Origin of the sequence: Paenibacillus sp. TAB_01, assembly GCF_043945595.1 — a bacterium.
In the GTDB taxonomy this organism is placed as follows: Bacteria; Bacillota; Bacilli; order Paenibacillales; family NBRC-103111; genus Paenibacillus_S.
This window is the reverse complement of record NZ_JBIFNP010000001.1, coordinates 758,179-784,885: the sequence shown is the minus strand read 5'-3', so window position 1 is coordinate 784,885 and position 26,707 is coordinate 758,179. Positions and strand designations below refer to the sequence as shown.

At 55.1% G+C, this 26,707-nt stretch carries 22 protein-coding genes and 2 pseudogenes; 6 read left to right on the top strand and 18 right to left on the bottom strand.

The annotated features are described in order from the left end of the window. Positions 1 to 174 precede the first annotated feature (174 nt). Positions 175 to 327, bottom strand: a complete 153-nt coding sequence (locus tag ACHHV8_RS03835) for a hypothetical protein (protein WP_395156915.1) — start codon at positions 325 to 327, stop codon at positions 175 to 177. Positions 328 to 440: 113 nt separating this feature from the next. Between ACHHV8_RS03835 and ACHHV8_RS03830 the strand changes: the two genes are divergently transcribed. Continuing rightward, positions 441 to 2,279, top strand: a complete 1,839-nt coding sequence (locus ACHHV8_RS03830; protein WP_395156913.1) for an ABC transporter substrate-binding protein — start codon at positions 441 to 443, stop codon at positions 2,277 to 2,279. A 297-nt stretch (positions 2,280 to 2,576) separates the two neighbouring features. Here the strand turns inward: ACHHV8_RS03830 and ACHHV8_RS03825 are convergent, their stop codons facing one another. From ACHHV8_RS03825 to ACHHV8_RS03805, 5 genes and pseudogenes are all read right to left on the bottom strand, one after another. After that, a complete protein-coding gene (locus ACHHV8_RS03825) occupies positions 2,577 to 2,939 on the bottom strand; it encodes a Rieske (2Fe-2S) protein (protein WP_395156911.1) in 363 nt (120 codons plus the stop codon). Then, positions 2,936 to 3,885 (bottom strand): annotated as a pseudogene (locus ACHHV8_RS03820) (amidohydrolase family protein). Before ACHHV8_RS03820 ends, ACHHV8_RS03825 begins: the two are co-directional and overlap by 4 nt. 255 nt (positions 3,886 to 4,140) lie before the next feature. Continuing rightward, entirely contained in the window at positions 4,141 to 5,697 is a 1,557-nt protein-coding gene (locus ACHHV8_RS03815; protein WP_395156909.1) for an extracellular solute-binding protein, read from the bottom strand. Positions 5,698 to 5,757: 60 nt separating this feature from the next. After that, positions 5,758 to 6,636, bottom strand: a complete 879-nt coding sequence (locus ACHHV8_RS03810) for a carbohydrate ABC transporter permease (RefSeq protein ID WP_395156907.1) — start codon at positions 6,634 to 6,636, stop codon at positions 5,758 to 5,760. A gap of 17 nt (positions 6,637 to 6,653) precedes the next feature. Continuing rightward, the gene (locus tag ACHHV8_RS03805; protein ID WP_395156905.1) at positions 6,654 to 7,634 is read right to left on the bottom strand and encodes an ABC transporter permease; all 981 of its coding nucleotides are present in this window, start codon (positions 7,632 to 7,634) and stop codon (positions 6,654 to 6,656) included. 173 nt (positions 7,635 to 7,807) lie between these two features. Here ACHHV8_RS03805 and ACHHV8_RS03800 point away from each other — a divergent pair, with 173 nt between their 5' ends. Further along, complete coding sequence (locus ACHHV8_RS03800) at positions 7,808 to 10,111, top strand: helix-turn-helix domain-containing protein (RefSeq protein WP_395156903.1); 2,304 nt, start codon at positions 7,808 to 7,810, stop codon at positions 10,109 to 10,111. A gap of 14 nt (positions 10,112 to 10,125) precedes the next feature. On the opposite strand, the gene ACHHV8_RS03795 is transcribed toward ACHHV8_RS03800, so the two are convergent. Further along, positions 10,126 to 10,788: an SGNH/GDSL hydrolase family protein gene (locus tag ACHHV8_RS03795; RefSeq protein WP_395156901.1), complete on the bottom strand. Its 663-nt coding sequence runs from the start codon at positions 10,786 to 10,788 to the stop codon at positions 10,126 to 10,128. A 31-nt stretch (positions 10,789 to 10,819) separates the two neighbouring features. Further along, on the bottom strand, positions 10,820 to 11,647 hold the full coding sequence (locus ACHHV8_RS03790; protein ID WP_395156899.1) for a phytanoyl-CoA dioxygenase family protein: 828 nt from the start codon (positions 11,645 to 11,647) through the stop codon (positions 10,820 to 10,822). A gap of 230 nt (positions 11,648 to 11,877) precedes the next feature. On the opposite strand from ACHHV8_RS03790, the gene ACHHV8_RS03785 reads away from it, so the two are divergent. Genes ACHHV8_RS03785 through ACHHV8_RS03775 form a run of 3 tightly spaced genes read left to right on the top strand, consistent with a single transcriptional unit; the run spans position 11,878 to position 14,441 of the window. Then, positions 11,878 to 12,579, top strand: a complete 702-nt coding sequence (locus ACHHV8_RS03785; RefSeq protein WP_395156897.1) for a class I SAM-dependent methyltransferase — start codon at positions 11,878 to 11,880, stop codon at positions 12,577 to 12,579. Positions 12,580 to 12,623: 44 nt separating this feature from the next. Then, positions 12,624 to 13,466: a glycosyltransferase family 2 protein gene (locus ACHHV8_RS03780; protein WP_395156895.1), complete on the top strand. Its 843-nt coding sequence runs from the start codon at positions 12,624 to 12,626 to the stop codon at positions 13,464 to 13,466. Then, positions 13,467 to 14,441, top strand: a complete 975-nt coding sequence (locus tag ACHHV8_RS03775) for a glycosyltransferase family 4 protein (protein WP_395156893.1) — start codon at positions 13,467 to 13,469, stop codon at positions 14,439 to 14,441. It begins immediately after the preceding gene. A 158-nt stretch (positions 14,442 to 14,599) separates the two neighbouring features. Here the strand turns inward: ACHHV8_RS03775 and ACHHV8_RS03770 are convergent, their stop codons facing one another. The 5 genes from ACHHV8_RS03770 to ACHHV8_RS03750 form a co-directional block, all read right to left on the bottom strand. After that, positions 14,600 to 15,673: a tetratricopeptide repeat-containing glycosyltransferase family 2 protein gene (locus ACHHV8_RS03770; protein ID WP_395156891.1), complete on the bottom strand. Its 1,074-nt coding sequence runs from the start codon at positions 15,671 to 15,673 to the stop codon at positions 14,600 to 14,602. A gap of 159 nt (positions 15,674 to 15,832) precedes the next feature. Further along, entirely contained in the window at positions 15,833 to 16,309 is a 477-nt protein-coding gene (locus ACHHV8_RS03765) for an exosporium glycoprotein BclB-related protein (protein WP_395156889.1), read from the bottom strand. Beyond that, a complete protein-coding gene (locus ACHHV8_RS03760) occupies positions 16,306 to 17,082 on the bottom strand; it encodes a coiled-coil domain-containing protein (RefSeq protein ID WP_395156887.1) in 777 nt (258 codons plus the stop codon). Before ACHHV8_RS03760 ends, ACHHV8_RS03765 begins: the two co-directional genes overlap by 4 nt. A gap of 910 nt (positions 17,083 to 17,992) precedes the next feature. After that, on the bottom strand, positions 17,993 to 18,259 hold the full coding sequence (locus tag ACHHV8_RS03755) for a BclA C-terminal domain-containing protein (protein WP_395156885.1): 267 nt from the start codon (positions 18,257 to 18,259) through the stop codon (positions 17,993 to 17,995). Then, complete coding sequence (locus ACHHV8_RS03750; protein ID WP_395156883.1) at positions 18,177 to 20,339, bottom strand: hypothetical protein; 2,163 nt, start codon at positions 20,337 to 20,339, stop codon at positions 18,177 to 18,179. Before ACHHV8_RS03750 ends, ACHHV8_RS03755 begins: the two co-directional genes overlap by 83 nt. A 412-nt stretch (positions 20,340 to 20,751) precedes the next feature. Here ACHHV8_RS03750 and ACHHV8_RS03745 point away from each other — a divergent pair, with 412 nt between their 5' ends. Then, positions 20,752 to 21,639, top strand: coding sequence for an AraC family transcriptional regulator (locus ACHHV8_RS03745; RefSeq protein ID WP_395156881.1), 888 nt, complete (start codon positions 20,752 to 20,754; stop codon positions 21,637 to 21,639). A 251-nt stretch (positions 21,640 to 21,890) separates the two neighbouring features. Here ACHHV8_RS03745 and ACHHV8_RS03740 read toward each other — a convergent pair whose 3' ends face one another. From ACHHV8_RS03740 to ACHHV8_RS03720, 5 genes and pseudogenes are all read right to left on the bottom strand, one after another. Beyond that, positions 21,891 to 22,619, bottom strand: coding sequence for a GntR family transcriptional regulator (locus ACHHV8_RS03740; RefSeq protein WP_395156879.1), 729 nt, complete (start codon positions 22,617 to 22,619; stop codon positions 21,891 to 21,893). Continuing rightward, positions 22,619 to 23,634 (bottom strand): annotated as a pseudogene (locus tag ACHHV8_RS03735) (sugar kinase). Before ACHHV8_RS03735 ends, ACHHV8_RS03740 begins: the two are co-directional and overlap by 1 nt. After that, a complete protein-coding gene (gene dagF, locus ACHHV8_RS03730; protein ID WP_395156877.1) occupies positions 23,627 to 24,382 on the bottom strand; it encodes a 2-dehydro-3-deoxy-phosphogluconate aldolase in 756 nt (251 codons plus the stop codon). Before dagF ends, ACHHV8_RS03735 begins: the two are co-directional and overlap by 8 nt. A 1-nt stretch (position 24,383) precedes the next feature. Continuing rightward, positions 24,384 to 25,496 carry a DgaE family pyridoxal phosphate-dependent ammonia lyase gene (locus tag ACHHV8_RS03725; protein WP_395156875.1) on the bottom strand — a complete coding sequence of 371 codons (1,113 nt, stop codon included), beginning with the start codon at positions 25,494 to 25,496 and terminating at the stop codon, positions 24,384 to 24,386. Continuing rightward, positions 25,474 to 26,574 (bottom strand): amidohydrolase/deacetylase family metallohydrolase, encoded by a 1,101-nt coding sequence (locus ACHHV8_RS03720; RefSeq protein ID WP_395156872.1) that lies wholly within the window; start codon positions 26,572 to 26,574, stop codon positions 25,474 to 25,476. The genes ACHHV8_RS03725 and ACHHV8_RS03720 overlap by 23 nt, the downstream gene beginning before the upstream one ends. Between the last annotated feature and the right edge of the window lie 133 nt (positions 26,575 to 26,707).

The following is a 26,707-nucleotide window of genomic DNA, read 5'->3' as shown; positions in this document are numbered from 1 at the left end:
CGGTCATCGGCAATTACAGCTTGCGATTGGTATTAATTGTAGTTTGTCGCTTGGACAGCGTCAATGAATATCCCTTTTATTGTAAAAAAAGGTTTGCCCGTTACTTATAACGAACAAGATGCTCCTCCGGTCCCAGAAGTTGTTCCGGCCGCCGTCTGTGACGGCTTGCCTGCCTTACAGAAGCGCAAGCAGGTTCCCCGTAATTACGGCGCCGAGCAGCCACTCCATCATAGGAAGCCGGGCTGCAGCCCACAGCTGCAAGCTTCCGCGCTCCGCCTCCCGCTGCCGTTCCTCCATTAAAACTTCAAGCTCGAATAAATTCATCATTTCCGCTCACTCCTTGGTTTCGTTTGTTGATTATGATTATAGCTGGATAAAGATGAATAAAAAGCGTAGAATGTGGCTTAAACTCTTCACCTTTTCTCGGAGGAGGACACTTCATGCTGGAATCATCCTATTTAACGATCCGAAGCCGTTTCCCCCAGGCTGTAGAGGGAGAAGAAGCGGAAGTGACGCTGTCTGAATTAACGGCGTGGCTTCATTTCACCAGCCGGAACGTCAATCTGATCTTGCGCAAAATGGAAGAAGCCGGTTGGCTCCGATGGCTGCCCGGCCGCGGCAGGGGGCACCGTTCCCGGCTTGTTTTTCTGGTCTCAAGCGAGTCACTCGCACTCAAGCCGGCGCAGGAATATGTGAACAAAGGGGATCTGCAGGCCGCCTTTGCTTGGATCGAAAAGCATAGTTACCTGCCTGCCTTAAGAGATCAATTCGCGTACTGGCTCGACAGCCATTTCGGTTACCGTACGGGGGGACACGATGAAGGAGCAGGGGACACGCTCCGCATCCCATACAACAAGCCGGTTTCCTGTCTGGATCCCCCGTTCATCACTTTTGTCGTGGAATCCCACCTGGCCAAGCAGCTGTTCGATACTTTGGTGAAATATAATCAGCAGACGGGAACCATCGAGCCGCATCTGGCCCATCACTGGTGCCGGAACGAGCACGGAACGGAATGGACATTTTACCTCCGTAAAGGGGTGCTGTTCCATCACGGCCGCGAGATGACCTCCCAGGATGTGAAATTCACCCTTGAGCGCATCATTCAGGAGGGCGTATCCAGCCCTTACCACTGGATGCTCGAGGATATAGCTCAGGTCGAACCCGTCAGCCGGTACACCTTGTCGATCAACCTGAAGCGGCCCAATTCGCTGTTTCTGCACTCACTCGGCTTCGACAGAGCCTCTATCGTACCGGAGGACGCCGTGCGGTCGATGGGCGAGCGCTTCAAGCGCAGCCCGGTAGGCACGGGTCCTTTTCAAATCGTCCGCCATGATAACAACATGCTCGTCTGCGAAGCGTTCTCGCGGTACTTTGACAAACGGGCCCACCTGGACCGGATTGAAATTTGGTACACGCCGGAGCTGGAGTGCAAATCAAGCCGGGTCGAGCGAACGATGCACCGGATTCGGACACCTGGGACGGAAGAGCTCCCGGAGCAGACCGGCAGCACGGTAGATGTCATCTCCGGCGGCTGCAGCAAGCTGCTTACTTTCAACGGAAGGCTGCCGGGCCCGCAGCAGCGGCTCGCCTTTCGCCAGGCGGTTATCCACGGTATCGACCGGACCCGCTGCGAGCTGCTCAGCCGTCCCGATGAAGCCATTCTGGCGGATTGGCTCATTCCTCCAAAGGCTGCCGATGCGCCTTCGGTCGAGGACAAGCTGTATGATCCCGAGCTGGCAGCCAGGCTGCTGAAAGAAAGCGGCTATAACGGAGAAGTGCTGCGAATGGCCGTTTCGCAGGCCACCCTGAGAGAGAGTGAAGCTTTGCAAAAGCTGCTCGGTGAAATGGGCGTCCGAATTCAGCTGGAGGAGATTTCGGATGATTATTGGCAGCGTCTTGAAGCCGTGAACCGGTGCCATCTTTGCCTCTATGCGATCGTGCTGGACGACGACCTGATTCTGTCCGTTCTGGAAGTGTTCCTTGCGGAGAACAGCTTCGTCAAACGGCATTTGAACGATGAATCGCTGCTCGAGCTGGAGCCGCTGATCCGGGAGTTGTACAGCAGCGATCCGAGTCTGGAAAAGCTGGCTTCGCTGGAACGGCTTATCAAACGGCATGCCGCCGTCTTCTTCCTCTACCATTGGCAGCAAAAAACGAGCTATCATCCCTCGCTGCGCGGCGTTTCTTTAAACAACCTGGGCTGGGTGCCGTTCAGGGACATATGGTTCGAGCCGCTGATCCGGCCTGCACAAGCTCAGGAAAGCATTCGCTCCGGATAACCGCCGCCCGCTCGTCACGTGCTCGTTTCGCTAAAAAAGAGGCCGGCTCCTGCTCCAACGCGCGCGAATCCCGCGTGCGTCCCGGCCGGTGTCGCATCACGGCAGTCGAATTCATGCGGTCTGCTCTCATCCGTGCACCCCAATACGAAGGCCTTGCCTTGGCAGTGAAAGGCGTCCGCCGCATGAGATGAAAACCGCTCAAACTAAAAAGCCTGCGGGGAAGGACTTAAAATCATGTCCCTTACCCGCAGGCTTTTACATTACATTCTACCGCTTCCTTGCTGACAGCACGGCTTGCTAGACCAGCACGTACACCTGCTCTCCCTCAATCTCCACCGGGTATCCCCGCAGGCCGACGCCGGGGTCAGCCAGGTGCTTGCCGTCCGTTAGATCGAATTCCCAGCCATGCCACGGGCATCTGACAATTTCACGGTCCCTGCCGTATTTGTACTCATATACGAGCGAGGGAAGCCTCGTCCCGCAGACCGGACCCTCACAGACCGGAGCAGCTGCGTGCGGGCATACGTTTCGCCAGGCATATGCTTGGCCGTTCACCCAGAACACGCCGATCTGCATACCTTTGACCTCCGCAATGATTCGGCCTTTCTCCTGAAGCTGCCCGAGGGTCGCTACAGGAAACCGCGTTCTCACCTTGCTCATCGGACCGCCTCCCCGATACCGGTCCCAGACGCCGGCTTGGCTTCCAATCCGTACAGCTTGATGGCGTTATCGGCCAAAATCTTGTGCCGCAGCTCCTTGCGGATCGGCTGCAGCGCCATCTGCGGATTATCGAAATCCCAATGGGGATAATCCGACGAGAACATCACCATATGATCGCCCTGGATCATATCGAAGATCTGGTTCAGGTGGCCGGGCTGCTCCGGCTCCTCGATGGGCTGCGTTGTCAGCAGCACATGCTCACGGATATATTCGGACGGCAGCCGCTTCAGCCATGGCACAAGGCCCGCAGGCCCTTGTAGTTTTTGTCCATCCGCCACATGAGATGGGGCAGCCAGGCGATGCCGCCCTCGATGGCGACGAATTTCAGCCCCGGGAACTTCTCGAACACGCCTTCGCAGACGAGACTGTTTACATGGGCCATGTAATTCGTCGGCAGTATGTTATGCCATTCGAGATACGTAGTCGGATACCCGGACGGGGTCGGCGCTCCCGATATGCCGCGCCCCTCCGTCCCCGGATGGACCGCTACGGGCAGTCCGTTGCGCTCGGCCGCCTCGTAAATCGGATGGAAGAAGCGTTGGCCGTAGAGCATCCGGGAACCGCTGCACATGATGACCTGCACCATATCCGGATGCTTCGCCATCCGGTCGATTTCCTTGGCCGCCGCCTGGGGATCGGCGTGGTTGATCAGGATCGAGCCTTTAAATACAGGGCTCGCCTTGAGCCAAGTTTCGACCAGCCAGTCATTATAGGCGCTGGCTACCACATTGGCATAATCCGGATTCGGATTCAGCGAGATGCCAAGTACGCCCGAGGCGGTCAATATGCCGTAATCGATGCCGTACCGCTCGAAATGGTGCTTCAGCATAAACTGCGGATCGCTGCCGGGAATGCCCCCGCCTTCAGGAACCGCATCCTTGCGCATAACGCCAAGCGGCGAATACCAGCCGCCTCCGTATCCCGGTCCGCTCGCAAGCCAATACTCATGCCACACCCTTGGCAGGAAAGGCAGCAAATCCTTCGGGCTGGCTATCGCGTTGTGGACATCGGCATCAATGATTCTCGGTTTTTCGCTCATTTCGAATTCCTCCCGCCGGCCGGATGGAGCACACGGCCCCCCAGCCGCTATTTACTTATTAGCCTAGTTCTTGGTTACTTGATTGCTTGGTTGCGTCATTGCTTATTTGCTGTTTTTGCTTTTATAAGCTTCATTCATTTCCTGAATAATTTTCTGGAACTGCGGGTCCGTTTTCAGCTTGGCAACGTAGTCGTCCCAGGCCGACATCGGCTCTTTGCCTAGAATGACTTTAACCTTCATATCCTGAATCTTCTTATATAAATCGGGTCCGACCGTCAGCGCCGTCTGCGAGATCAGTCCTGTGGACAGATCGGGCTTGCTGAAGCTAGAGCGGTCGTCGATAATTTTTTTGTTGCGCTCGTAATATTCCTTCGGAATGCCGTTGTAGTAAGCCCGCTGGTACTTGTCATACTTCTGGAAAATTTGCAGCAGATTGTTAGTGATATCCGGAATATTATCCGTCTTCGCCTGCTCCGTCGCTACCTTAAAGCCGTCCTGGACCGTATAATGCTTATCCGGCAGCCCGAACTGCGTAATATTGGAGATTTCCTCGCCATTGCCCTGGTTCACGAAGGCCAATATTTTTTTGAGCTTGGCTTCAGGCACCGTCTTCGGAATGACGTACATGCCGAACACGCCGGAATCCTTGCCGGCAAATTTCCCCTCCGGACCGATCACATAGGTCAATGGATAGGAGTCCGCCTTCGGATCGATTTTGCGCAGCGCATCGGTAAACAGCCACTGCGGGTTAAGGGCGGAGCCGAACACGCCCGCTTTGTTCGCCATGTACTGCTCGCGGGCCTGCGTCGACTTCATGACGGCGAAATCGGGCACCAGCACTTTTTCGTCGTAGGCCTTTTTAAGCCATTCCAGCGCCTGCTTCTGCCCGGGATCGAAGATGACCGGCATCAGCTGTCCGTCCTTCAGCTTCCATCTGCCGTTCGTTCCGGTAAACACATTCTCCACCCAATTGAACGCGCCCATGGCATCCGCATCAACATTGCCCGTCAGCCCGTAGGTGTCCGCTTTCCCGTTCCCGTCCGGGTACTTCTCCGTAAAAGCTTTGGCGGCGGCGTAAATATCGTCCATCGTCTCCGGCACCTTCAGCCCGAGCTTATCCAGCCAGTCCTTGCGGACATGGACGCCCCAGGCCCCTTCCAGCGGACGGGGACGCGGGATACCGTAATTTTTACCGTCGATCTTGGCGTTATCCCATATTTCCTGCGGCAGCGCGCTCAAGTTTTTGTAATCTTTAATATAAGGCGTTATATCCCAGAAGGCTCCCGAGGTAGCCATCTGCACCACCTGCGAATCGTAGACATTGCCGACGAAGGTCAGATCGGACAAGTCGCCCGAAGCCAGCGCCACCTTCGTTTTCTCCGTGATCGTATTAAAAGGCACCCACGTAATATTCAGCTTCGTATTCGTCTTCTTCTCGATTGCCTGCAGCAGCTCGTTGGACGGGTCGACCGCCTGCGCTCCCTGCTGGTTGGCAAATATCGATATTTCCGTAGGCTTCCCGGCTGCGTCATCAGCCGCTTCCTGCGAAGCGCTGCCGCCGGAGCAGGCCGTCAATAGAGCCGGAAGCGTCAGCATAGACGCACAGGCAAGCAGCGCCGCCTTCTTCTTGGTCATTCGGTACTGTTGGTTTCGGTTCATTGTCAAACCTCCCTGATTAAAATCAAATGTAACGTACGATTGAACTCATTTCAACGGAAATCAGCCTTTGATCGAGCCGACCATGACCCCTTTGGCAAAATGCTTTTGCAGGAAAGGATACACAACCAGGATCGGTACGGTGGATATCACGACGGCCGCCATTTTCAGCGTATCCGTAGGAATCTGGATCTCGCTGGACATTTGGTTCGCGATTTCTCCGGACGATGAGCTGGAGGAATCGATCAAAAGCATCTGCAGCACCACCTGCAGCGGCCTTAAATCCGCTTTGTTCACATACAGGATCGCGGAGAAAAACGTATTCCAATACGCGACCGCATAGAACAATCCGAACGCGGCCAGCGACGGAAGCGATAACGGCAAAATAATGCGCACGAAAATACCGATATCGGAAGCGCCGTCAATCTTCCCCGCCTCCTCAAGCTCATCGGGAATGCTCTCGAAGAAGCCTTTCATCAGAATGACGTACCACCCGCTGGTCAGCACGGGCAGAATCAAGGACCAGATACTGTTGATCAACCCAAGCTCCCTGACGACCAGATAAGGCGGAATAATACCGGGATTAAACAAAGTCGTCATCAGGATCAGTATGAGCAGCACCCGCCGTCCCTGCAGCCTTCTGCGAGATAAAGTATAGGCTCCCGCCGAAGTCACCAGCAGGCTGAGCGTCGTCCCTGCAACTGCGAGGAAGGCGCTGACGCCCGCCGCTTTGCTGAATACATTGTTCGCAAGCAAATACCTGTAGGAGGTCAGCGTCCATTCCGCCGGAAACAGGACGAGTCCCTTTTTCAAATATTCGATCGGCGAAGTGAAAGATACGACGAATACGTAATAGAACGGAAACAGCATCAGCAGACCGGTAACCGTTAGCAGTAGAAGAATCATGGCATTAAACCATTTGTCTGAGACCGATCGGTTCATCAAGATCTCCTCCTTTCTTAATAAATGCCTTCCTCGCCGAATTTCTTGGCCAGCCGGTTCGTAACAACCACCAGCACGACCCCTACAACCGATTTGAACAAACCGACTGCGGTGCTGTAGCTGAACTGGGCCTGTTGAATGCCGCTGCGGTACACGTACGTGTCAAACACATCGGCCACATCCGACACCGCGCCGTTCATCATCAGATACACCTGCTCGAAGCCGACGTCCATCATATGGCCGATCCGCAGGATCAGCAGAATGATAATGACATTGCGGATCGCCGGCAGCGTGACGTGCCAGATTTGGCGCAGCCGCCCCGCTCCGTCCATTTTGGCGGCCTCATACAGCCCCGGGTCAACCGAAGCGATCGCCGCCAGGAAAATAACGGTTCCCCAGCCGGCTTCCTTCCAGATTGATTGGACCGTCAGCAGCAGCCAGAACAGCCGGGGGGACGTGAGGAAGTCCACCTTATCGAAGCCGAAAGCGAACAGCAGCTTGTTGATGACCCCGTCCGATGTGGACAGCATCAAAAAGGTGATCCCCGCAATGACGACCCAGGATAAGAAATGCGGCAAATAAATGACCGACTGCATCGTTCGTTTGACCCATTCGATGCGGACTTCATTCAGCATGACCGACAGAAGAATCGGCAGCGGAAAAAATAAAATCAGGTTCAACACATTAATGGCCAGCGTGTTGCGCAGCAGGATCGCAAAATCCGAATTCGAGAAGAACCTCTCGAAATGGTCCAGCCCGACCCAGGGACTGCTCCAAAAACCGACGTAAGGCGTATAGTTTTTGAAAGCGATCAGGATCCCCCACATAGGCACATATTTAAAGATCAGGAAGTACAGCAGCATCGGCGCCGCAATCAAGTATAAGTACTTATCTCTTCGCAAGCCCCGCCATACGGAACGAATCCGCGACGCTTCCTTCCCATGCGCCTTCACCGCTAACCGGGCATACTCCAATGAATCCGGCTTCGGTTCACTCATCTCATCACCCTCCTCTTGTTGTGCTTGGAGCCAATATATAATGGGCCGATATTTCCTGCAATTGAACATTCATTCCAGCCTATTTCCTGCGATTGGACTTTTATTCTTCCCCTCCAAGCCCCTTGGCGTAAGGGCTTTCATGTATTAAGATAGATCGTACCGGGGGTGAAGGCATGTGGAGATACAAGCATTATAGGAACGCTTTTCTAATAGCGGCAGTCAGCGCCTGCTTGCCTGCGGCGATCATCGGCATTTTCGTTTACCTCATCGGAACGGCGAATATTGAGGCGGAGGCCAAGCGGACGCATCAGAATCAAGTCTCCTACGCCGCAGAACGCATCGACAGCAATCTGTCGCATCTGGAGACCGTGCTGTCGCAGTGGTCCTTTAACTTGAACCTGAGCAACACGTACGGCAATCTGGACGTGGAGAAAGATTTCTATAACATACAGCAGGTGATCTTCAAATCGCTGACCTGGATTAAATCGTCCGATCCGCTGATTGAGGATGTCAGCCTGTACCTGGATAAGCAGGAGGTGCTCATTAACGAGAACAAGGGGATTCTGAAATTCCAATCGCCGGCCGTGCTTCAAGCCTACCGGAATCTTGTGATGTACCAGCGGGATATTTTCTGGACGGATACGATCTCGCAAAACAGCAACGCCGCTCCTTACATGCTGGTTGTCCGGCTGCCGGGCGGCTTGGCCAAAACCGAGGCGGCCCTGGTCGTCGAGGTCAATGCGAAGCAGCTGAACCGGCTGATCGGGGAGCTGGAGACGGGCGATGGCGGCTCCTCGCTGCTGATGCAGCAGGACGGCCGAACGATTTCGCTCGGAGGGCATCCGCTAACCACCCCTAGCGAGCTGGACCAATTCGTCACAAGCATCGTCCGGGAGCAGGGCGCGGAGCAGGGCGCTCTGCTTCAGGATTGGTACGGGAGGACGTATTCCGTCTCCTTCTACCCAATGAAACGGATCGGGCATATCTGGACGCTGGCTACCGCAGCCCCGCTGGAGCAGATGACGGAGCCGGTAAAGCAGCTGTCGCGCGTCATTATCTACACCGGCTTGACCGGCCTGCTGCTGGCGCTGCTCCTCTCATGGTTCGCTTCCCGCAAGCTGTATCAGCCGATCCGCAAGCTGGTGCTCTTGTTCAAATCCGGCCGCAGCGGCCCGGACGCAACCGACGATCTGGACTATATTGCGAACGAGTGGAAGCATTTATCCAGAGAAAGCAAGGTGCTGCAGGAAAAGCTGGATGCCCAGCTGCCGGCTCTGCAGGAGAACTTCCTTCTCCAGCTCGTGCAGGGGCATCTATATTTCTTGAGCGAGGACGAACTGATTGAGCGGATGAGCCAGTACGGCTGGAGCATGCGCGGGAAGCTGTACGGCGTAATCCTTTTGCAGCTTCACGGCTTATATCATACGGAAGGAAAATTCGCTCCGAACGATGAACAGCTCCTGACCTTCGCCGCCTCCAACATAGTGGAGGACATTCTCAAAGGCCGCGGGCTCGAGGCGGAGGTAATTAACTTCCAGGATCTTACCGTAGGGCTGCTGCTCTGCTCGCCTCTGGAGCTGCCGAAGGAGGAATACCGGGCGGGCCGGTACCATCTGGCCGAGGAGTTGGCTGCGACGCTGCACAATCTGCTGAAGGTGCATACGACCGTATGCATCGGCAAAAGCACCGGCTCGTTAAGGGCGATTCCGGAGCTGTTCGACGACACGCGCAAAGCGCTCCGCCGGAAGAAGCTGAGCGAGCCGCAGCAAATCCTGGATATGGAGGAAATGATGCCGGAGGGGCAGCATCGGATTACGTACCCTTTCGAGCTGGAGAAATCCGTTATTCAATCGCTGCGGATGGGTCTGGAGCCCGAGCTGTATCAGGGGTTGGACGCTTTTCTTGAGGTGCTCAGGAAGCAGGGCGATACGGAGGCGCAGATACGTCAAGGCCTGCTGCAGCTGTATGGCAATATTCAGAGCGGGATCATGCTTTCTGGCTATGATCCCCTTCAATTGGGCGGCGGGGAAATGCTGTGGGAGGAGCTTGTGGCCATACAGGATCCTGCGGCCGTGCTGCAAACGATCAAGCAGAAGGTGATCGCGCCCTACCTTCAAGCGTTTCATGCGACGCAGGACGTACAGCTAAAGCAGCTGGTAGAGAATGTGCTGCAAACCATTCATGAAAGCTATATGAAAGATATCTCATTGGATTACTGTGCGGACCTGCATGGCACCTATGCCAAGAAGCTCAGTCTCGGCTTCAAGCAGGTGACCGGCTCCACTTTTATTGATTACTTAACCCGCTACCGGCTGGACCAAGCCAAGCTTTTGTTAACGGAGACGGACGAGAAGATCAACGACATCGCTTGCCAGGTAGGCTACCAGCCGGCTTATTTTAACCGGACCTTTAAAAAGAACGAAGGAGTGACCCCCGGACAATACCGGGAACAGCACACTCCTTCGGCTTCCTCTTAAACCGGCATGCCGGTTTACCAGCAGGCAAACCAGCGAAACAGCCGCTCGGCCACCAGCTCATGCCCGCGCTCATTCGGATGGTTGCCGCCGGACAGCAGGTCGTTCACATCTCCGCCGGCCTCGATATGGGCCTCGTACGCGGCGAAGCTGTCCGCCAGGCCGGTCCCGTATTCGGCCGCCAGCGTCCGTATTTGCGCTGCGCAGGCTTCAAGCTTGCGCCAGCCTTCCGCTTGCGGCCGCTCATCGCGTCCGTCGTGCGTCGGGGTCAGCAGAATCACCTTGCTTCCCGCCGCCATCGCCTGCTCGATCATCTGACGCCAGGAGGTCTCGGCTTCGTTCAGCCCGATCCTCCTGTCGTTTAAGCCATAATCGATCATCACCACATCGGGCCGGTGACAGAGCGCCTCCCGCTCGAAGCGTTCCGCTCCGCGCAAGGAGGTTTCGCCGCCGACAGCGGTTACAATCATATTCATAACGGCAAACGGGAACCTCTCCCGCAGCTTCCGGTGAAGCAGGTGCGGATAGGCTTGGAAGGGCTGCACCTGCGGTGTATGGAAATAACCTGCGGGCACGCTGTGTCCGTGGAACACGAGATGGACCGTCCGGTTATCCGGCCAAGTCAGCCGCAGCTGCTGCGTCAGCTCCCTTAAATATTGCGACGGTTCGGCAATAGGCATTTTGCTGCCTCCCTCTTCCCTGTAGCCTTGCTTATTCAAGTCCAGTATACTTCTGCCTGTTGTTCCCGGTACAGTTCATTTTCGCGCCAGAACCGGAAACAGCCTTCCCTGCAGCGGATCGCCGTCCCGGAACGGAAACGGCTTCGTCACGACATGCTCGTTCGATCCGCTGCGCGACAGGAAGGTCGTACCGTCGGGCATGTAAATCACCGCAAGCACCCGGCGCGGGCGGTCCAGTCCGGTTGGCATGGGCATAATGAAACGTCAGCCCGTGGTGAAAGGTACAGCTGCCGGCCTTCATCGGCACCATAACCGGCTGGTTCGTCGCCTGCCCTTCCACATAGTCGAACAGATTCTGCGGTTCGGTGAAGTTAATCCCCTGCAGCTTGCCGAGGCGGTGGGCACCCGGGACGAACATCATGCAGCCGTTGTTCTCGTCCACGTCGTCGAGGGTCAGCCACATGCTGAGGGCGCCCGGCTCCTTCATCGGCCAGTAGGGCATGTCTTGATGCCACGGGGTCGGCTTGGAGTCCTGCGGCATTTTCCAAAGTCCATGATCGTGGAATAATCGGATCCCGTCCGCTCCGGTTAGCTGCAGAGCCATGTTCGCAAACCGGGAATGCAGCGTAAACCGGGCCATGCTTGCGGAATCGCGCCAGGTGTTCACTTTTTGATTCAATACGTTGTAGTAAGCGCTCCCTTTCACCCTGCCGAAGGCCAGCTCGCCATCCTCTGCCATCACTTCCTCCATCGCTTCCCTTAACTCCTCCAGCTCTTGCGGCGTAACGACATCCTCCAGCTGAACAAAGCCATTCTCCCTGTAAAAGTCAATCTGCTTATCCGACACACGGTAATCCATAACCCCTCAGCTCCTCTATTGGTTATGCCTTAGTTGTACCACAGTCTTCCGTGCGCGCCATTAGTCGATCTGCTAAAAAAAGTGGCCGATCCGCTAAGCTTTCGCTTGTATCCGGGCGAGGAAACGGATGGCGGCAGCCGCGCTTAATCATCATCCCGAGTCACACTCTTGAGACAATGGAATAATGTGGTTTTAAGTGTATATTCCGATGTAACCCCGGGAGGTGCGGTATGATTCGTTTTTGGGAAAAAACAATAAAGCCCGTCTGTATCAAATACGAGCCCAAGCATATTGTAGAGATCGGCCTCTTTCTTAATGGGCGGACGACCATCAAATTGCTGGAGTACTGCAAGCTTATGGGAGGCAAGCTGACGGTTATCGATCCGCAGCCGAATTTTCATACCGACGCTTTCGAATCCGTGTTCGATGAAGAATTATTTATCCATAAGCAGCACAGCCTGGAGGCATTGAAAGACATCAAGCAGGCCGATCTTGTACTCATCGACGGCGACCATAATTGGTACACCGTGTACCATGAACTGATGCAGGTGGAACGCATGGCAAAGGAAGCCGGGACATTCCCCCTCGTCATGGTGCATGATATCGAGTGGCCCTACGGCAGAAGGGACTGCTATTGCTTTCCGGAACGGATTCCCACGGAATTTCGGCAGCCTTACGCCAAGAAAGGGATCAGCGCAGATTCCAGCGAGCTTGTGGAAACAGGCGGTATTAACGTGGGGCAAAATCACGCGCTGCACGAATACGGTGAAAAGAACGGCGTACTGACCGCGGTGGAGGATTTCCTTAAAGCAACGTCCTTCTCCCTCCGTTTTCATCGTCTGTATACGAACAACGGATTAGCTATTCTGCTTCCCCGGGATGAGGAAATCGATAGAGTCATCGAATATATTGTCGACACTTCAGGATTATAACGGAAAGCTTCATCTTCAAACTTCAAAGTCAAGGGGAGTGCAGCATGCCCACACTGATCTCGATTATTATGCTTTGCCGCAACGGGTTGCCGTTTACCCGGGAGTGTGTCGAAAGCATACTGCGGCATTCGGAGGATTCGGTTGACATTCAATTTGTTTTTGTAGATAACGGCTCAACGGACGGTACGATAGCCTACCTGCAGACCATTCCCAATGCCAAGCTCATCTGCAACAAGGAAAATCTGGGCTTTGCCGCAGGCAACAACCAGGGAATGGCGGAAGCCGACGGGGAATATATCTGCCTGCTTAACAATGATACGGTCGTTACGGAGGGCTGGCTATCCCGCCTGCTGGCCTGGCTTCGGAAAAATCCCGCTATTGCCATCGTCGGGCCGCGCTCCAACAATGTCGCCTGGGCGCAGCTCGTTCACAATGTGCCCTACAAAAACACATCCGAGATGGAAAAGTTCGCATTCACCTGGTCCCAGCTTCATAAGGATCAAGGATTTTTTCCGCACAAGCTCATCGGACACTGCATGCTGTTTCACCGGAGCCTGATCGATACGATCGGCGGGCTGGATGAAAGATTTTTCCCCGGAAACTATGAGGACGACGACTTTTGCTTACGCGCCCGCGTCAGCGGACGTATCTTATGGGTCGCCAACGATGTTTATATTCATCATTACGGGGGAAGCACGTTCAAGACGAATCAAACCCATTATTCCGCCAGTGCCGTGAAAAACGCGGAACGCTTTGCGCGGAAATGGTCTCTCGGCATTTCCGGGTTTGAGCTCGATCATTTCGGTTATCATCCGTCCGAGCTTGTAGAGAGGGAGAAGCCTTTTCGGAAGGAAAGACATTATATCCCGCTCAGGGGGAGGCGTTAAATGAGAATTGCACTGATCAGTCCGGACTATCTGCCCGTCCCCCCGGTAAAATACGGCGGTATCGAACGGGTTGTCTCTACATTGGCGGAAGAGCTCGCCGGCAGAGGGCACGATGTGATTCTATACGCGCCTATCGGAAGCCGGACCAAGGCCCGTCTGATGCCCTATCTGCATCAAGGGAGCGATATGTGGCAGATTCCCGGCTTCGTTAAGCTCACTTTGCCTAAGGGAGTAGACATCATTCACGATCATACGCAGCTGTCCGTTGTCGGGCGGAGGCGGCTCGCCGTTCCGACCGTCTGTACTATCCATAATCCGCTAACGAATCCGGTCGAGCATGCCGTCTACTTAAGCAAACGGCATCTGGAGCTGTTCGGGCAAAAGCAGGGCTATACCGATTACGTATACAACGGCCTGGATCCGGACGAGTATCAGTTTTCCGAGGAGAAGGGCGACTATTTATTATATATTGGCGCTATTCTGCCTTATAAGGGCGTACACCATGCCGTAGAGGCCGCCGAGCGGACCAAGCACAAATTAAAGATAGCCGGGCCGATCTACGATCAGGATTATTTCCATAAGGAAATCGCTGCAAAAATAGCGTTGAATCCGAATATTCAATATGTCGGAGAGGTTGGCGGGCAGACGCGCCAGGATTTAATAAAGCATGCACGCTGCTTGATGTTCCCCACCTTGGTTGAAGAACCGTTCGGCCTGGTCATGATCGAAGCCTTCGCATGCGGCACCCCCGTGCTCGCGCTGCCCAACGGGTCTGTACCGGAGGTGATGAGCGGGTTCCCCGAGTTGATCTGCTCGTCTGTCGATCAAATGGTCCACATGCTTCTGCACGAAGCCTTGCCGGAGCCGGCGGAGCTTCGCCGCTACGTGCATCGCCGCTTTACTACGAGCCTGATGACGGACCGGTACCTGGACATTTACGAAAAGGTGATTCAAAGCAAACAAACAAGCGGATAGTTGAATGCAACGGCGGCTGTTCATCGGTATCTACCGGGAACAGCCGCCGTATTATTTTACAGGACCCGCAGGGCTGGCAGCAGCAATGAAAAGAGCTCCCCGTAAAGCCGTTGTGACTTGGGGCAGCTCTCGAATTTCGTATAGGCGCGGAAGGCATCTCATTTATTAAGAATGGATTCCAAATACTTCTTATTTTGCAGTATGCTGCGGTCGTTGGGCCGGTAGCCGCGTGCAATCTCATTATGCTCGTACGCCGTTTCGTACTTGCCCAGCCTGTCATAGCAGACGCAAAGCTGAAGGTGAGGCAGCCAGGTAGAGCAGGTGGGATTGGTAAAGCCCCAATGTTCATCCTGAGTCTTCTGCCCGGCCGCCAGCTTATACCAGAAAATAGCGGTCTCGTACTGCTTCCGGTTAAGAAAATAATACCCGAGGCGGCAGCAGAACTCAGCGCGGGGGCTGTCGTAACGAAAAGACCTGAACACGGACTCCAGCGACTTCTCGGGATCGCCAAGACGTTCATAGCAGTCCGCCAGCTTGCTGCAGGATGAAATTTCATCCTCTACCCACCCTTGGCCTGTAGCCAAAAATTTATTGTAATATTGAACGGCTTTGGCATATTTCTTATGGTCAAATAATTCATTCGCGTAGTAATACAGGTCGCGAGGGGTAAACTCCTCTCCCCGCAGCAGCCGGTTTTGGAATATTTTCAAATTCCGGTCGCTCTTGTGATGAATCCGGCAGTGGGTTACCGTAATATCGCTGTTGACAATGGTGCCCCGCACCTCTAAATATTCGTGGATCGCTCCGATCCATTTGAACTGGTTGGCTCTCTTTACAAGCCGGTTTCTCCTGAATCGCGAGGTCGGATTGCCATATTCATCAAACGCATAATTGTAAAACATCGTGACGGAGTCAACCGTTGGATCGAGCGTGGCTTTGAGTTCGACGAATTTATCGAAGTCTTCTTTTTTCAAAATATCATCCGCATCCAGCCAAAGAATATAATCCTTCGTCGCTTGACGGAAGGCATAGTTACGTGCCGCCGCAAAATCGTCGATCCATTGGAACGAGTATACCTTATCCGTAAACCCCCGTACGATGGATTCCGTTTGATCCGTCGAGCCTGTATCGACAATTATAATTTCATCAACAGCTTGAGCAATCGAGGAAAGACAATTGCCGATGGTTTCCTCTTCATTTTTTACAATCATGCACAGACTTACCGAGATCAAATGATTCACCTCCTGCATATTTACAATAATTATCCATTTATTATATTCAGAGGGAAAAATGGTGTGTTCATCTATAAAACAAAAAAGAAGACAAAAAAACCGGATCAACTGAATAATCAGCCGATCCGGAAAGTATGCCTGTTTGCTGCAACAATTGCTTTAAGTGATTGCCAAGCCTGCGCTTGCATACCCTGCAACGGTATTGATTAGTGTAACACCTGCTGCCGTTGCGGAGAAAACCAGCAGTAAGCGGGTTCCAGCCGTTACCGGTATGCTGAGGCCGGTAACCGTGCCGGTGCTTATAGTGCCAAGAGCCAGGACACCCGTCAAATCCGGTGCCAAGGTTACGGTAGCCCCCGGTATGATAGTAAAGGTATTATCCGGCGTCACCGAGCTGTACAAATCCGCCGTAATCGTAATCGTAGTTCCAACCAGACTCAAAGCCAAGGTGGTGCTAAAATAAGCTGTGAGGGAAGTAATGACACCATCACGCGGCATAGAGAAGGCTTCGTTGATCAAAATCCCAGGTCCGCCTGTCAAATCGATGGTACCTCCAACGATAGTTACACCTGTGGCAGATGACCCGAAGCCTACCAACGATGAAGTACCCACCAATCCGCCTGCGATAGTCGTCAAATCAACAGGAGTACCCGATGCGAACGGAATGAGTCCGCCGGTACCAGGAGCCCCTGTCGCTCCTGTTGCGCCTGTGGCACCCGGTTCGCCTGTTGCTCCGGTGGCTCCTGCAGCTCCTGGTTCGCCTGTTGCTCCTGTCGCTCCCACAGCCCCTGGTTCGCCTGTTGCTCCTGTCGCTCCCACAGCTCCTGGTTCGCCTGTTGCTCCTGTCGCTCCCACAGCCCCTGGTTCGCCTGTTGCTCCTGTCGCTCCCACAGCTCCTGGTTCGCCTGTTGCTCCGGTGGCTCCCACAGCTCCTGGTTCACCTGTTGCTCCTGTCGCTCCCACAGCCCCTGGTTCGCCTGTTGCTCCTGTCGCTCCCACAGCTCCTGGTTCGCCTGTTGCTCCGGTGGCTCCCACAGCTCCTGGTTCACCTGTTGCTCCTGTCGCTCCCACAGCTCCTGGTTCACCTGTTGCTCCTGTCGCTCCCACAGCTCCTGGTTCGCCTGTTGCTCCGGTGGCTCCCACAGCTCCTGGTTCACCTGTTGCTCCGGTGGCTCCCGCTGCTCCTGGTTCGCCAGTTGCTCCTGTCGCTCCCACAGCTCCTGGTTCACCTGTTGCTCCTGTCGCTCCCACAGCTCCTGGTTCACCTGTTGCTCCTGTGGCTCCCGTAGCTCCTGGTTCACCTGTTGCTCCTGGCGCTCCCGTAGCTCCTGGTTCACCTGTTGCTCCTGTGGCTCCCGTAGCTCCTGGTTCACCTGTTGCTCCTGTCGCTCCCGTAGCTCCTGGTTCACCTGTTGCTCCTGTAGCTCCCGTAGCTCCTGGTTCACCTGTTGCTCCTGTGGCTCCTGGTTCGCCAGTTGCTCCTGTGGCTCCCGTCGCTCCCGTTACCCCAGTAGCACCTCCTGCTTCTCCTGGCGCTCCTGGCGCTCCTGTAGCTCCTGTAGCTCCTGTAGCACCGGTTGCCCCGGTGGCTCCTGTGGCTCCTGTAGCGCCTGTAGCGCCTGTAGCACCTGTTGCGCCACCACCGCCACCACCTTCGAATTCTAGTTCAATTTTGGAACCGTTATAGAGCTCGATTTCCACTTCCCCTACCTGACTCCAATTCAAGCTGTCAAGAAAAGCTTCAATAGCCTCTTCACGCTCGTCCTCGTCTTCGCTTCTTTTAAACTTCAGTTCGATTTCGTCATTATTGTAGTATTCGACTTCAATTTTTTTGATATGCTCTATATCTAACCTGTTGAGTGCCCGTTCTACTCTACCCCGTTTACTCAAGTAATCTGCCACCTCCAAATGAATTAGATCAGAAAATAATGCCGGCGATTCTTCACTCCTTCACTAAGCCCGAGCTCGAACCTGAAGGAATCGGAATGAATGCAGCCATAGTTAGAAATGCATGGTTCATTTCTTCAAGGGGGGGAACGAAGCTGTAACCCTTTTGAGACGGAATAGGGATCGGGATACTCGTTCTGAACCGAAAAGAAATACATGATCTGAACACACCATCTCTAACTATTGTATTTGAAACTTGCAAGTCTCATTATGTAATATATGATTGCTTTGAACCATTGCTTGGGCGAATGAGATGAGCAATGATATAATTACATAAATTAGTAAATTTATCACAAAACCCCTCTCTCGTTTTACTCATAAAAAAATCACCCTCTAGATTGGTTTATCCAAATAAAGAGGGTGATTCTATATTTATGCAAGCTGAATAATGTCAAGCTGCGCCCCTACCGAAGGGGCTAAGGATAGTGTCAATGGAACCGCGGAGTCGTTTCGAAGCGTCAGGACATCCCCTGCTGCAAGAGTAAGCATAGCATTTCCCGTGGTTTCTCCAGTTGCTATCAAAATCGGAATGGTCGTGGAAGCATCCACGGTCCCGTTAACAGCGATAGCTATGGCGGCTCCTACCCCGGCAGTAATACTTACGCCATAGGAAATTTGATACGTGCCAGCATTCGGCACTGTAACGGTAGTTGTTCCTGCTGTATGAGTTACCCCGAGCAATCGACCAGTTGTTGCTGAAAGGAACATCCGCCCCCCCAGCTACTGTTGCGTCAGCTATAGTAGCCAACTCATAAACATACCCGAATGATCCAATTGTTCCGGTAGCGCCTGTTGCCCCTGTAGCTCCGGGTTCACCCGTCGCACCAGTTGCACCTACAGCCCCTGGTTCACCTGTAGGTCCGGTTGCTCCGGTGGCTCCCGTCGCTCCTACCTCGCCAGTAGCTCCTGTGGCTCCCGTCGCTCCTACTTCGCCAGTTGCTCCTGTGGCTCCCGTGGCTCCTACTTCGCCGGTTGCCCCTGTCACTCCCGTCGCTCCTATCTCGCCGGTTGCCCCTGTGGCTCCCGTCGCTCCTACCTCGCCAGTAGCTCCTGTGGCTCCCGTCGCTCCTACCTCACCGGTTGCTCCGGTAGCTCCCGTTGCTCCTACTTCGCCGGTTGCCCCTGTAGCTCCCGTCGCTCCTACCTCGCCAGTTGCTCCGGTGGCTCCCGTCGCTCCTACTTCACCGGTTGCTCCTGTGGCTCCCGTCGCTCCTACTTCACCGGTTGCTCCGGTGGCTCCTGTAGCTCCCGCCGCTCCTACTTCACCGGCTGCTCCGGTGGCTCCCGTCGCTCCTACCTCGCCAGTAGCTCCTGTGGCTCCCGTGGCTCCTACTTCACCGGTAGCTCCTGTGGCTCCCGTCGCTCCTACCTCGCCAGTTGCTCCTGTGGCTCCCGTCGCTCCTACTTCACCGGTTGCTCCTGTCGCTCCCGTCGCTCCTACCTCGCCGGTTGCTCCTGTGGCTCCCGTGGCTCCTACTTCGCCGGTTGCCCCTGTCGCTCCCGTCGCCCCTACTTCGCCGGTTGCCCCTGTCGCTCCCGTGGCTCCTGGCTCACCCGTCGCTCCAGTTTCACCGGTTGCTCCTGTGGCTCCCGTCGCTCCTACCTCGCCGGTTGCTCCTGTGGCTCCCGTCGCTCCTACTTCGCCGGTTGCCCCTGTCGCTCCCGTCGCCCCTACTTCGCCGGTTGCCCCTGTAGCTCCCGTGGCTCCTGGCTCACCCGTCGCTCCAGTTTCACCGGTTGCTCCTGTGGCTCCCGTCGCTCCTACCTCGCCGGTAGCGCCTGTGGCTCCCGTCGCTCCTACCTCGCCAGTTGCTCCTGTGGCTCCCGTGGCTCCTACTTCGCCGGTTGCCCCTGTCGCTCCCGTCGCTCCTACTTCACCGGTAGCGCCTGTCGCTCCCGTCGCTCCTACTTCGCCGGTAGCTCCTGTGGCTCCCGTAGCTCCTACTTCGCCGGTTGCCCCTGTCGCTCCCGTCGCCCCTACTTCGCCTGTTGCCCCTGTCGCTCCCGTCGCTCCTACTGCACCGGTTGCTCCTGTCGCTCCCGTCGCTCCTACCTCGCCAGTTGCTCCTGTGGCTCCCGTCGCTCCTACTTCACCGGTTGCTCCTGTGGCTCCCGTCGCTCCTACCTCGCCGGTTGCTCCTGTGGCTCCCGTGGCTCCTACCTCGCCGGTTGCTCCGGTGGCTCCTGTGGCTCCTGTGGCTCCTGTGGCTCCTGGCTCACCGGTTGCCCCTGTCGCTCCCGTGGCTCCGATTTCACCTGTTGCCCCTGTAGCTCCCGTGGCTCCTGGCTCACCCGTCGCTCCTGTCGCACCGGTGGCTCCGGTTACTCCAGTTGCACCCCCGGCCGGACCTGTCGCTCCTGTTGCTCCGGTGGCTCCGGTTTCACCTGTAGCGCCAGTCGGCCCCGTTGCCCCGGTCGGACCTGTCGCTCCGGTTGCACCCGTAGCACCTGTAGCACCTGTAGCACCGGAAGGCTCGCCATCTTCAAACTCTAGTTCATATTTCGTACCGTTATAGAGTTCGATTTCAACTTCCTCTACCTGATTCCAGTCCAAGAGATTCAGAAAGTTTTCAATAGCCGCTTCTCTCTCAACCGCACCCTGACTCGTTCTAAACTTCAACTCGAACTCATTGCCATTGAAGTACTCGGCCTCAATTTTTTCAATATCTACTATATTGATACTATTGAGTATGTCTTCTACCTGACTCCGTTTGCTCAAGTTACCCTACACCTCCAAATTAATAGATTTGATAGTCTTCTTCCCCTTCTCCGCGTCGGCAGCTGATATCGGCAAAAGCCGCTGCCTCCGCTTCTTTAAATCATTCCAGGCATAGTTAGACCGTATGTTTACTCTTCAAAGGGGAACCAAACCGGGAAGCGGCCTTCCGGATGTTCCTGCTAACCCTGAAGATAAAAATTAATTTTAAACACACCACCTCTAACCATTGAATTTGAAACTTACAAGTTTCATTATGTAATATATGAATGCTATGGATGAATGCTTGGGCATATGAGAAAGGAGAACAAAAGTATTTTCAAAATTAGTAAATTCATGTAATTTCAAGGGATTCCTGCCCATGAAGCCTTTATTCAAATCCTTCTATAAGCCGATAAAAGAGGAGTAAGCCGTCATGAATAAGCTGCTGAAAGGAACCCATTTTTTCAAAGATCCCCTTCTTTCCTTCCACATAGAAACCTACACCTTGACAGAAAGGGAACAAATCGCCGAGCACACCCATGACTTCGTTGAAATGGCGTATGTAATGGATGGAAATGCGCAGCACCATATTGGCGGTCACACCTACACCTTACGGGCGGGAGACCTCTTCTTCATCGAGCCCGGGACGCTTCACGGATATACGGGGCCCCAGATTGGCAGCGCTGTCATTTGCAATGTGCTGTTCGACCGACAGCTGCTTTACCGTGAGATCCGCTCCATGGAACCGGATTATCCTATGCTGGAGCTTTTATTTCTGCTGCCGTTTCTGCGCAAATCGTCCGTCTTTATCTCCCATATATATATCTCAGGCAAAGAGCGGATCGATCTGGAAAAGCATTTGGAAACGCTCCTCTATGAAATCAAGCGGCAGGCGCCCGGTTATCCTTTCATTATAAAATCCCGGATGATCGAGTGCATGGTCGGTTTAAACCGTTGTTACACCAACCGTTCGAGTGCAGTCCAAGCGGAGCTGAGCGAAACGCAGTGGATGGAGTTCGCCGTCCATCTGATTAAGGAAAATTACGATAAGCCGATGCCGCTGGAGCAAATCAGCCGTATGTGCGGAATGAGCGTAGCCTCATTTGCAGCCAAATTCAAAGGGTATGCGGGAACGACGTTTCTGGATTTCAAACACAATGTGCAGATCCGGCAGGCCTGCCGGCTTCTCCAGGAAACATCTCTTAAGGCTGCAGCCGTCGGGAGAGAGGTAGGATTCGAGGATACGGGCTTCTTCTATAAAATATTCCGCAAAAAAACCGGTATGACGCCGATTGAATACAGGAAACAAACGGGGGGATAAGCGCCCGCTTTCGTCTTACCTGTCAAGCTTGGCGGCATCCCCCCCAAAAAACACCCGATACGCACAGCAAAGCCGCTGAAAAAGCCTATTGCTGCGAGCGCCGCTCCTTCTTTCGATTTGCGATCGTTCATGCTTCCGATTTCATCGGCCCAACGATCGCGAATCCCGAACGCGCGCTGCAGTGCTTCGAGCCGGTCGGCCTAAACCGCTCCGCCGCTCTTCGCCAGCTTTTTCAGCGGCCATTGCCGCAATTAAACATCGTAATTCACAACATAATGCTGCATCTCCGTATGATAATACCCGATGCTGTATTCGATCAGATCGCCGTTCTCCGCATAGGAGTAACGGGAACGCTTTAACAGCGGGGTTCCCTGCGGGATGCCCAGAATTTCCGCAACCGGAAGCGGAGCTATAGCGGCGGCAAATTCGTCGCGAAACTTGACGAGGGAAATATCCTGCTCGTCCAACAGCTCATACAGCGATTGGGCGTTCGCCTCCAGCGTCAGCTCGGCATCTCCAATCCGTGCCGTCAAATAGTGCGTGTAATGAATATACGGCACGTCATCCAGACGATAGACACGCTCAATGCGGATGCAGCGATCCCCGAACAACCGGCGCGGCTCCGTTCCTTCCTCCGTGCCGATTACTTCAGCGGACAGCCACTGCTTCTGGATTTTGCGGCCTTCCTCGACCAGAATCTCGGTGAACCGTTTCCACTTGGACAGCTTGGAGGCAGACGTATTGCGGATGACCTTCGTGCCTTTCCCGCTGCCTTTCTCCACGTAGCCTTCCAGCGACAGCTCCTGAATCGCGTTGCGGACCGTGATCTTGCTCACCTGAAATTCCGCTTCCAGCTGCGGCTCCGAAGGAATCATGCTTCCAAGCGGATAGGCGCCGTGCAGGATCCGGTCTTTGATTATATTTTTAATCTGCAAATAGAGAGGCTTGTTTCTTCGAGACAAGTTCACTGCTGCGTTCACTACCTTTCCACATCGCCGACGGCCTCCGTCATCGCCCGTACAATCTCCTGCTCGGTAGACATCGGCGTATCTCCGACAGTCGTATGCGCGAGCATGCTTGCAGCGGCGGCAAAGCCGACCGTCCGCTCCGGGGTAAAGCCGTTCAGCTCCCCGTGAAGGATGCCGCTTGTAAAGGCATCGCCCGCCCCTATTCTATCATAAACGGCGAACGAGAGCGTCGGCGCAAAGGTAAAGGCGCGCTCCTTGAATAAAAATCCCCGCAGCGTATGCGTGTTGTCTCCCTGTATGGAGCGGTGCGTACCGGCAATGACCGAAATACCGTATTGCGCCGCCACAACGGGAATAAGCTCCTTCAGCTGTTCCTCCCGGTCTTCCTTGGCAGTGCTCATGCCGAGCGTGAACAGAGCGTCCTTCTCGTTCATCATGACGATATCCGCCAGCTGGAGCATTTCTTCGTAATGAGGCTTGGCTCTTTCGTAGCCGTTCTCCCCCCACAGGGAAGGCCTGTAATTGCAGTCAAACACGACCGTGCCCCGTTCGCTTTCACCGCCTGCGCCAGCGCCATCATATGCTGCCTCACGCCGTCGTTCATAGCGAGCGTAATCCCGCAAAAATGAACCAGCCCCACCGCCCCGGCGATGCTTGCCGCATCGTACGAGCCTGCGGGGGCGGTGTTAAAGCTGCTTTCCTGGCGGTTCGAATACGTCACACGGCTGGGCCGGGCGCCGAAGCCGTTCTCCAGGAAGTACATGCCCAAGTAATTCCCTCCGCGCGTTAGATACGCCGGGTTAATACCCAGCTTGCCGAGGTAAGCTGCGGCGGCATCGCCAACGGCATTGGCCGGCAGACGGGAGATGAGGAAGCCCGTATGCCCGAGCCTGGCCAATGCGGAGACCACGTTGACGCCGGTGCCCGAGAACGAATAATTCAGAGTGCCGGCCTGGGCCAGCAGCTCATAGCCCGGCACCTGCAGCCGCATCATCACCTCGCCGAAGGCAGCGACCTGCTTAGGCATCCGCGTCCACCCATTTCTTCACGACAGCCAGCAGCTCCCGCACATCGGCAGCGTTCGTTCTGCCTGTCGTCTTGTCGATAATCGAGGAGTACACGTGAGGAATGATTTGGGGAACGCCCGCCTCCAGCGCAATCCGCAGAATCGCTTCGAAATTTTCCTTATCGATCCCGCCTGTCGGCTCCAGGGCAAAGCCCTCCTCCGCGCAAGCCTTGGCAACCGCCCGCAGCTCTTCTTCCCGGCTAAGGCCGTTCATCGGGAAATATTTCAATGCATTTCCGCCCATATCGCGGACCAGAGCAATCGCCGATTTCACCGGTACGACGGCCGCCTCCGCCTGTGCGGCGCTGAATGGGCCTGTGGAGATATTCACATAGCCCGGACGTCCCGAAGGAGACACGAGACTGTTGATCCAGCTGTCCCGGCCGCCCAGATTGGCCCGCGTAGCGCCTACAGCGGGAAACACCTGATTGATGTGGCTGCCGGGGTAGTATTTGGCGATTTCGGCAACGACGGCCGCCTGACGGTTATCGCCTGCGCCGAGCCCGATCGATACCGCATCTTCAATCGCTTCGCCATACTGCCGCATAGCGTCAACCGCCGCTTCCACGGTGGCGTAATCCTTCGAAAGCACGCCGACCAGCACATAGCCTTCGGCCGCCTCGAACACCTCCTTGGCGTTATCTATGCTGCTCGCCAGCACGTTTAGCGCGACGCGCTGCTTATACAATCGTTTTGCGATAGTGGACATATTATGCGTTCCCTCCATTGGTCACTAATTCACGCACCCTCGATGCGATAACTTCCATATCATTGCCCTGCAGCGGTCTTGGGTCGATATCGAAAAATCCCTGTTTCACGCCGTAATCCCGCGTATATACGGCAATTTCGCCTTCCTGCAGCCCCTTCACGACTTCCTTGGCGGTCGTTCCGGAGACGGACGGATCAATGGCGATCCGGGCGCGGAAAATTGCGCGTCCCGCTTCATCCTGCACGATCGTCACGCGGACGCCCGGCAGCTCGTCAAGCGGCATAAGCGCCTGCAGCGATGCCTTCTCCTGCTCGCTTTTATCTTCTTTGACGCCGTATTCATCCAACGCCTGCAGCAGGCCGAATGTCGTCTCCTTGCCGACCTTCATCGCCCGTCCGATGCCGTGAAGCTGTACTTTAACCCATTCGATATATTGACGTTTGCCGCCGACGATACCTGAGGTCGGTCCTTCGATCGCCTTGGAGCCGCTGTAAATGGCAAGGTCCGAATATTTAACGTACTTCTGGATATCCTCCTCGGCCGCCGCATCCACGATAAGCGGAACACCGCTGCGCTGGGCAACCTCCCAGGCTTCCTCTACGGAGATCATGTTTTTCTGCACCGTGTGGTGGGATTTGACGTACAGAATCGCGGCGGTTTTGTCCGTAATCGCGTCCTTGATATGCTCCGCCTTGCCTTCGTTCGCGTAGCCGACCTCCACCAGCCTGCCTCCGCCCAGATACACCATCGTCTCCACCGGCGCGCCATACTGTACGTTGTGCCCTTTGAGAATGATGATTTCATTCTTGGCAATTTCGTCCTGGTGCAGACGCTCGCTTCTGCGGCGGCTTCCCTGGGTGACGATCCCCGCCACGCAAAGAGCAATGCCGCTGGAGGCCGAGTTGACCACAAGCGCCGCCTCGGAGCCCAGAATGCGGGCTATGTAATCGCCGGCCTTATCGACCAGATCCGCAATCTCGACATAGCTCTGACCGCCATGCTTCATAGCCTCCATCACCGTGTCCGTCGGGGCGGAAACCCCAAGAATACTCATGCGTCCGCTGGCATTAATTACACGCTTCAATCCATATTTAGCATTCAAAGAATTCGCCATTGACTACCGCTCCCTTGGTTTCAATTGTGCATTCCGCAATTCTCTCGTCGCCTTCGGAATCGACAAGCGCCGTCGGCTCGCTGCTCAGCGTAAACAAAGTTAGATTCGCCGGATCTCCCGCCTGAATCCGTCCCAGCTCCGGCTTGCCCAGCCAGTCCGCCGCATGCGTCGTCACGCCGGCGATCACCTCGGCAAGCGGATAGCCCAAATACAAAAACTTCGTCAGCACCCGGGCCATACTGAACACCGGACCGTTGATCCGGTTACCGCGGTAAATATCCGTGCTGATCGTATCGAAACGGATGCCGTGCCGCTTTGCCGCTTCCGCTACATTGAACGAAAAGCTGGCTGTCCCATGGCCTACATCCAAATGAACACCCCGCGCAACGGCGTCGGTCAACACCGCAAGCGGCTTGCCTTCGGCATCGAACAGATTGTTGGCCTTCCCGTTGAGATAATGCGTGATAATATCGCCCCGCTCCAAAAGCGGGATCACCTCGCGGATATCCGGCGGTCCCGAGCCGATATGAACCATCAGCGGCAGCCCGGTCTCAAGCGAAAGCGCCCGCGCCCGGCGAAGCGGCTCGATGCCGCTGTCGCGGACGACGCTCTTGCTGATGCGGGCCTTCAGGCCGACAATCAGGTCCGGGTATGCGCGGACCGCCTGCACGGCCTTCTGCGCGTCGATCCACTGCATATCGGACAGCTCATCGATACGCTGCAGGCCGATATGCGAAATATTCAGGAAGGCGAGCACATTCGTCTTCGCCTTGGCCCGGCTGGCCGCCAATTCGCCGATGCGGTCGGCCCCGCAGCTGCCCGCGTCCACTATGGTCGTCACGCCCTGCTTGACACCGATCTCGTCGATCTCATCGCCGTACGGATCAAGGGCCGGAACGGCATGCACATGCAGATCGATCCAGCCGCTGGAGACATAAGCTCCGGCACCCTCCCATACCCGGGTGCCGCTTCCCTGGCCTGCGGCAGCCACCTCGGCGATCCTGCCGTTCTGAATGACGATATCGACAGGCTCTTCCGATATAAGCTTGAGATTGCGCAGTACTAATCGTTCTTCCATGTCCATTCACCTTCTTCTGTACAAGCCGATTGATTATAACATTATAATGTTTAAGATAGCACACAACCGTACTGAAGTAAACAAACATTATAATGTTTAAACCTTGGCATTTTATTTTTCCAGCGACACCTGC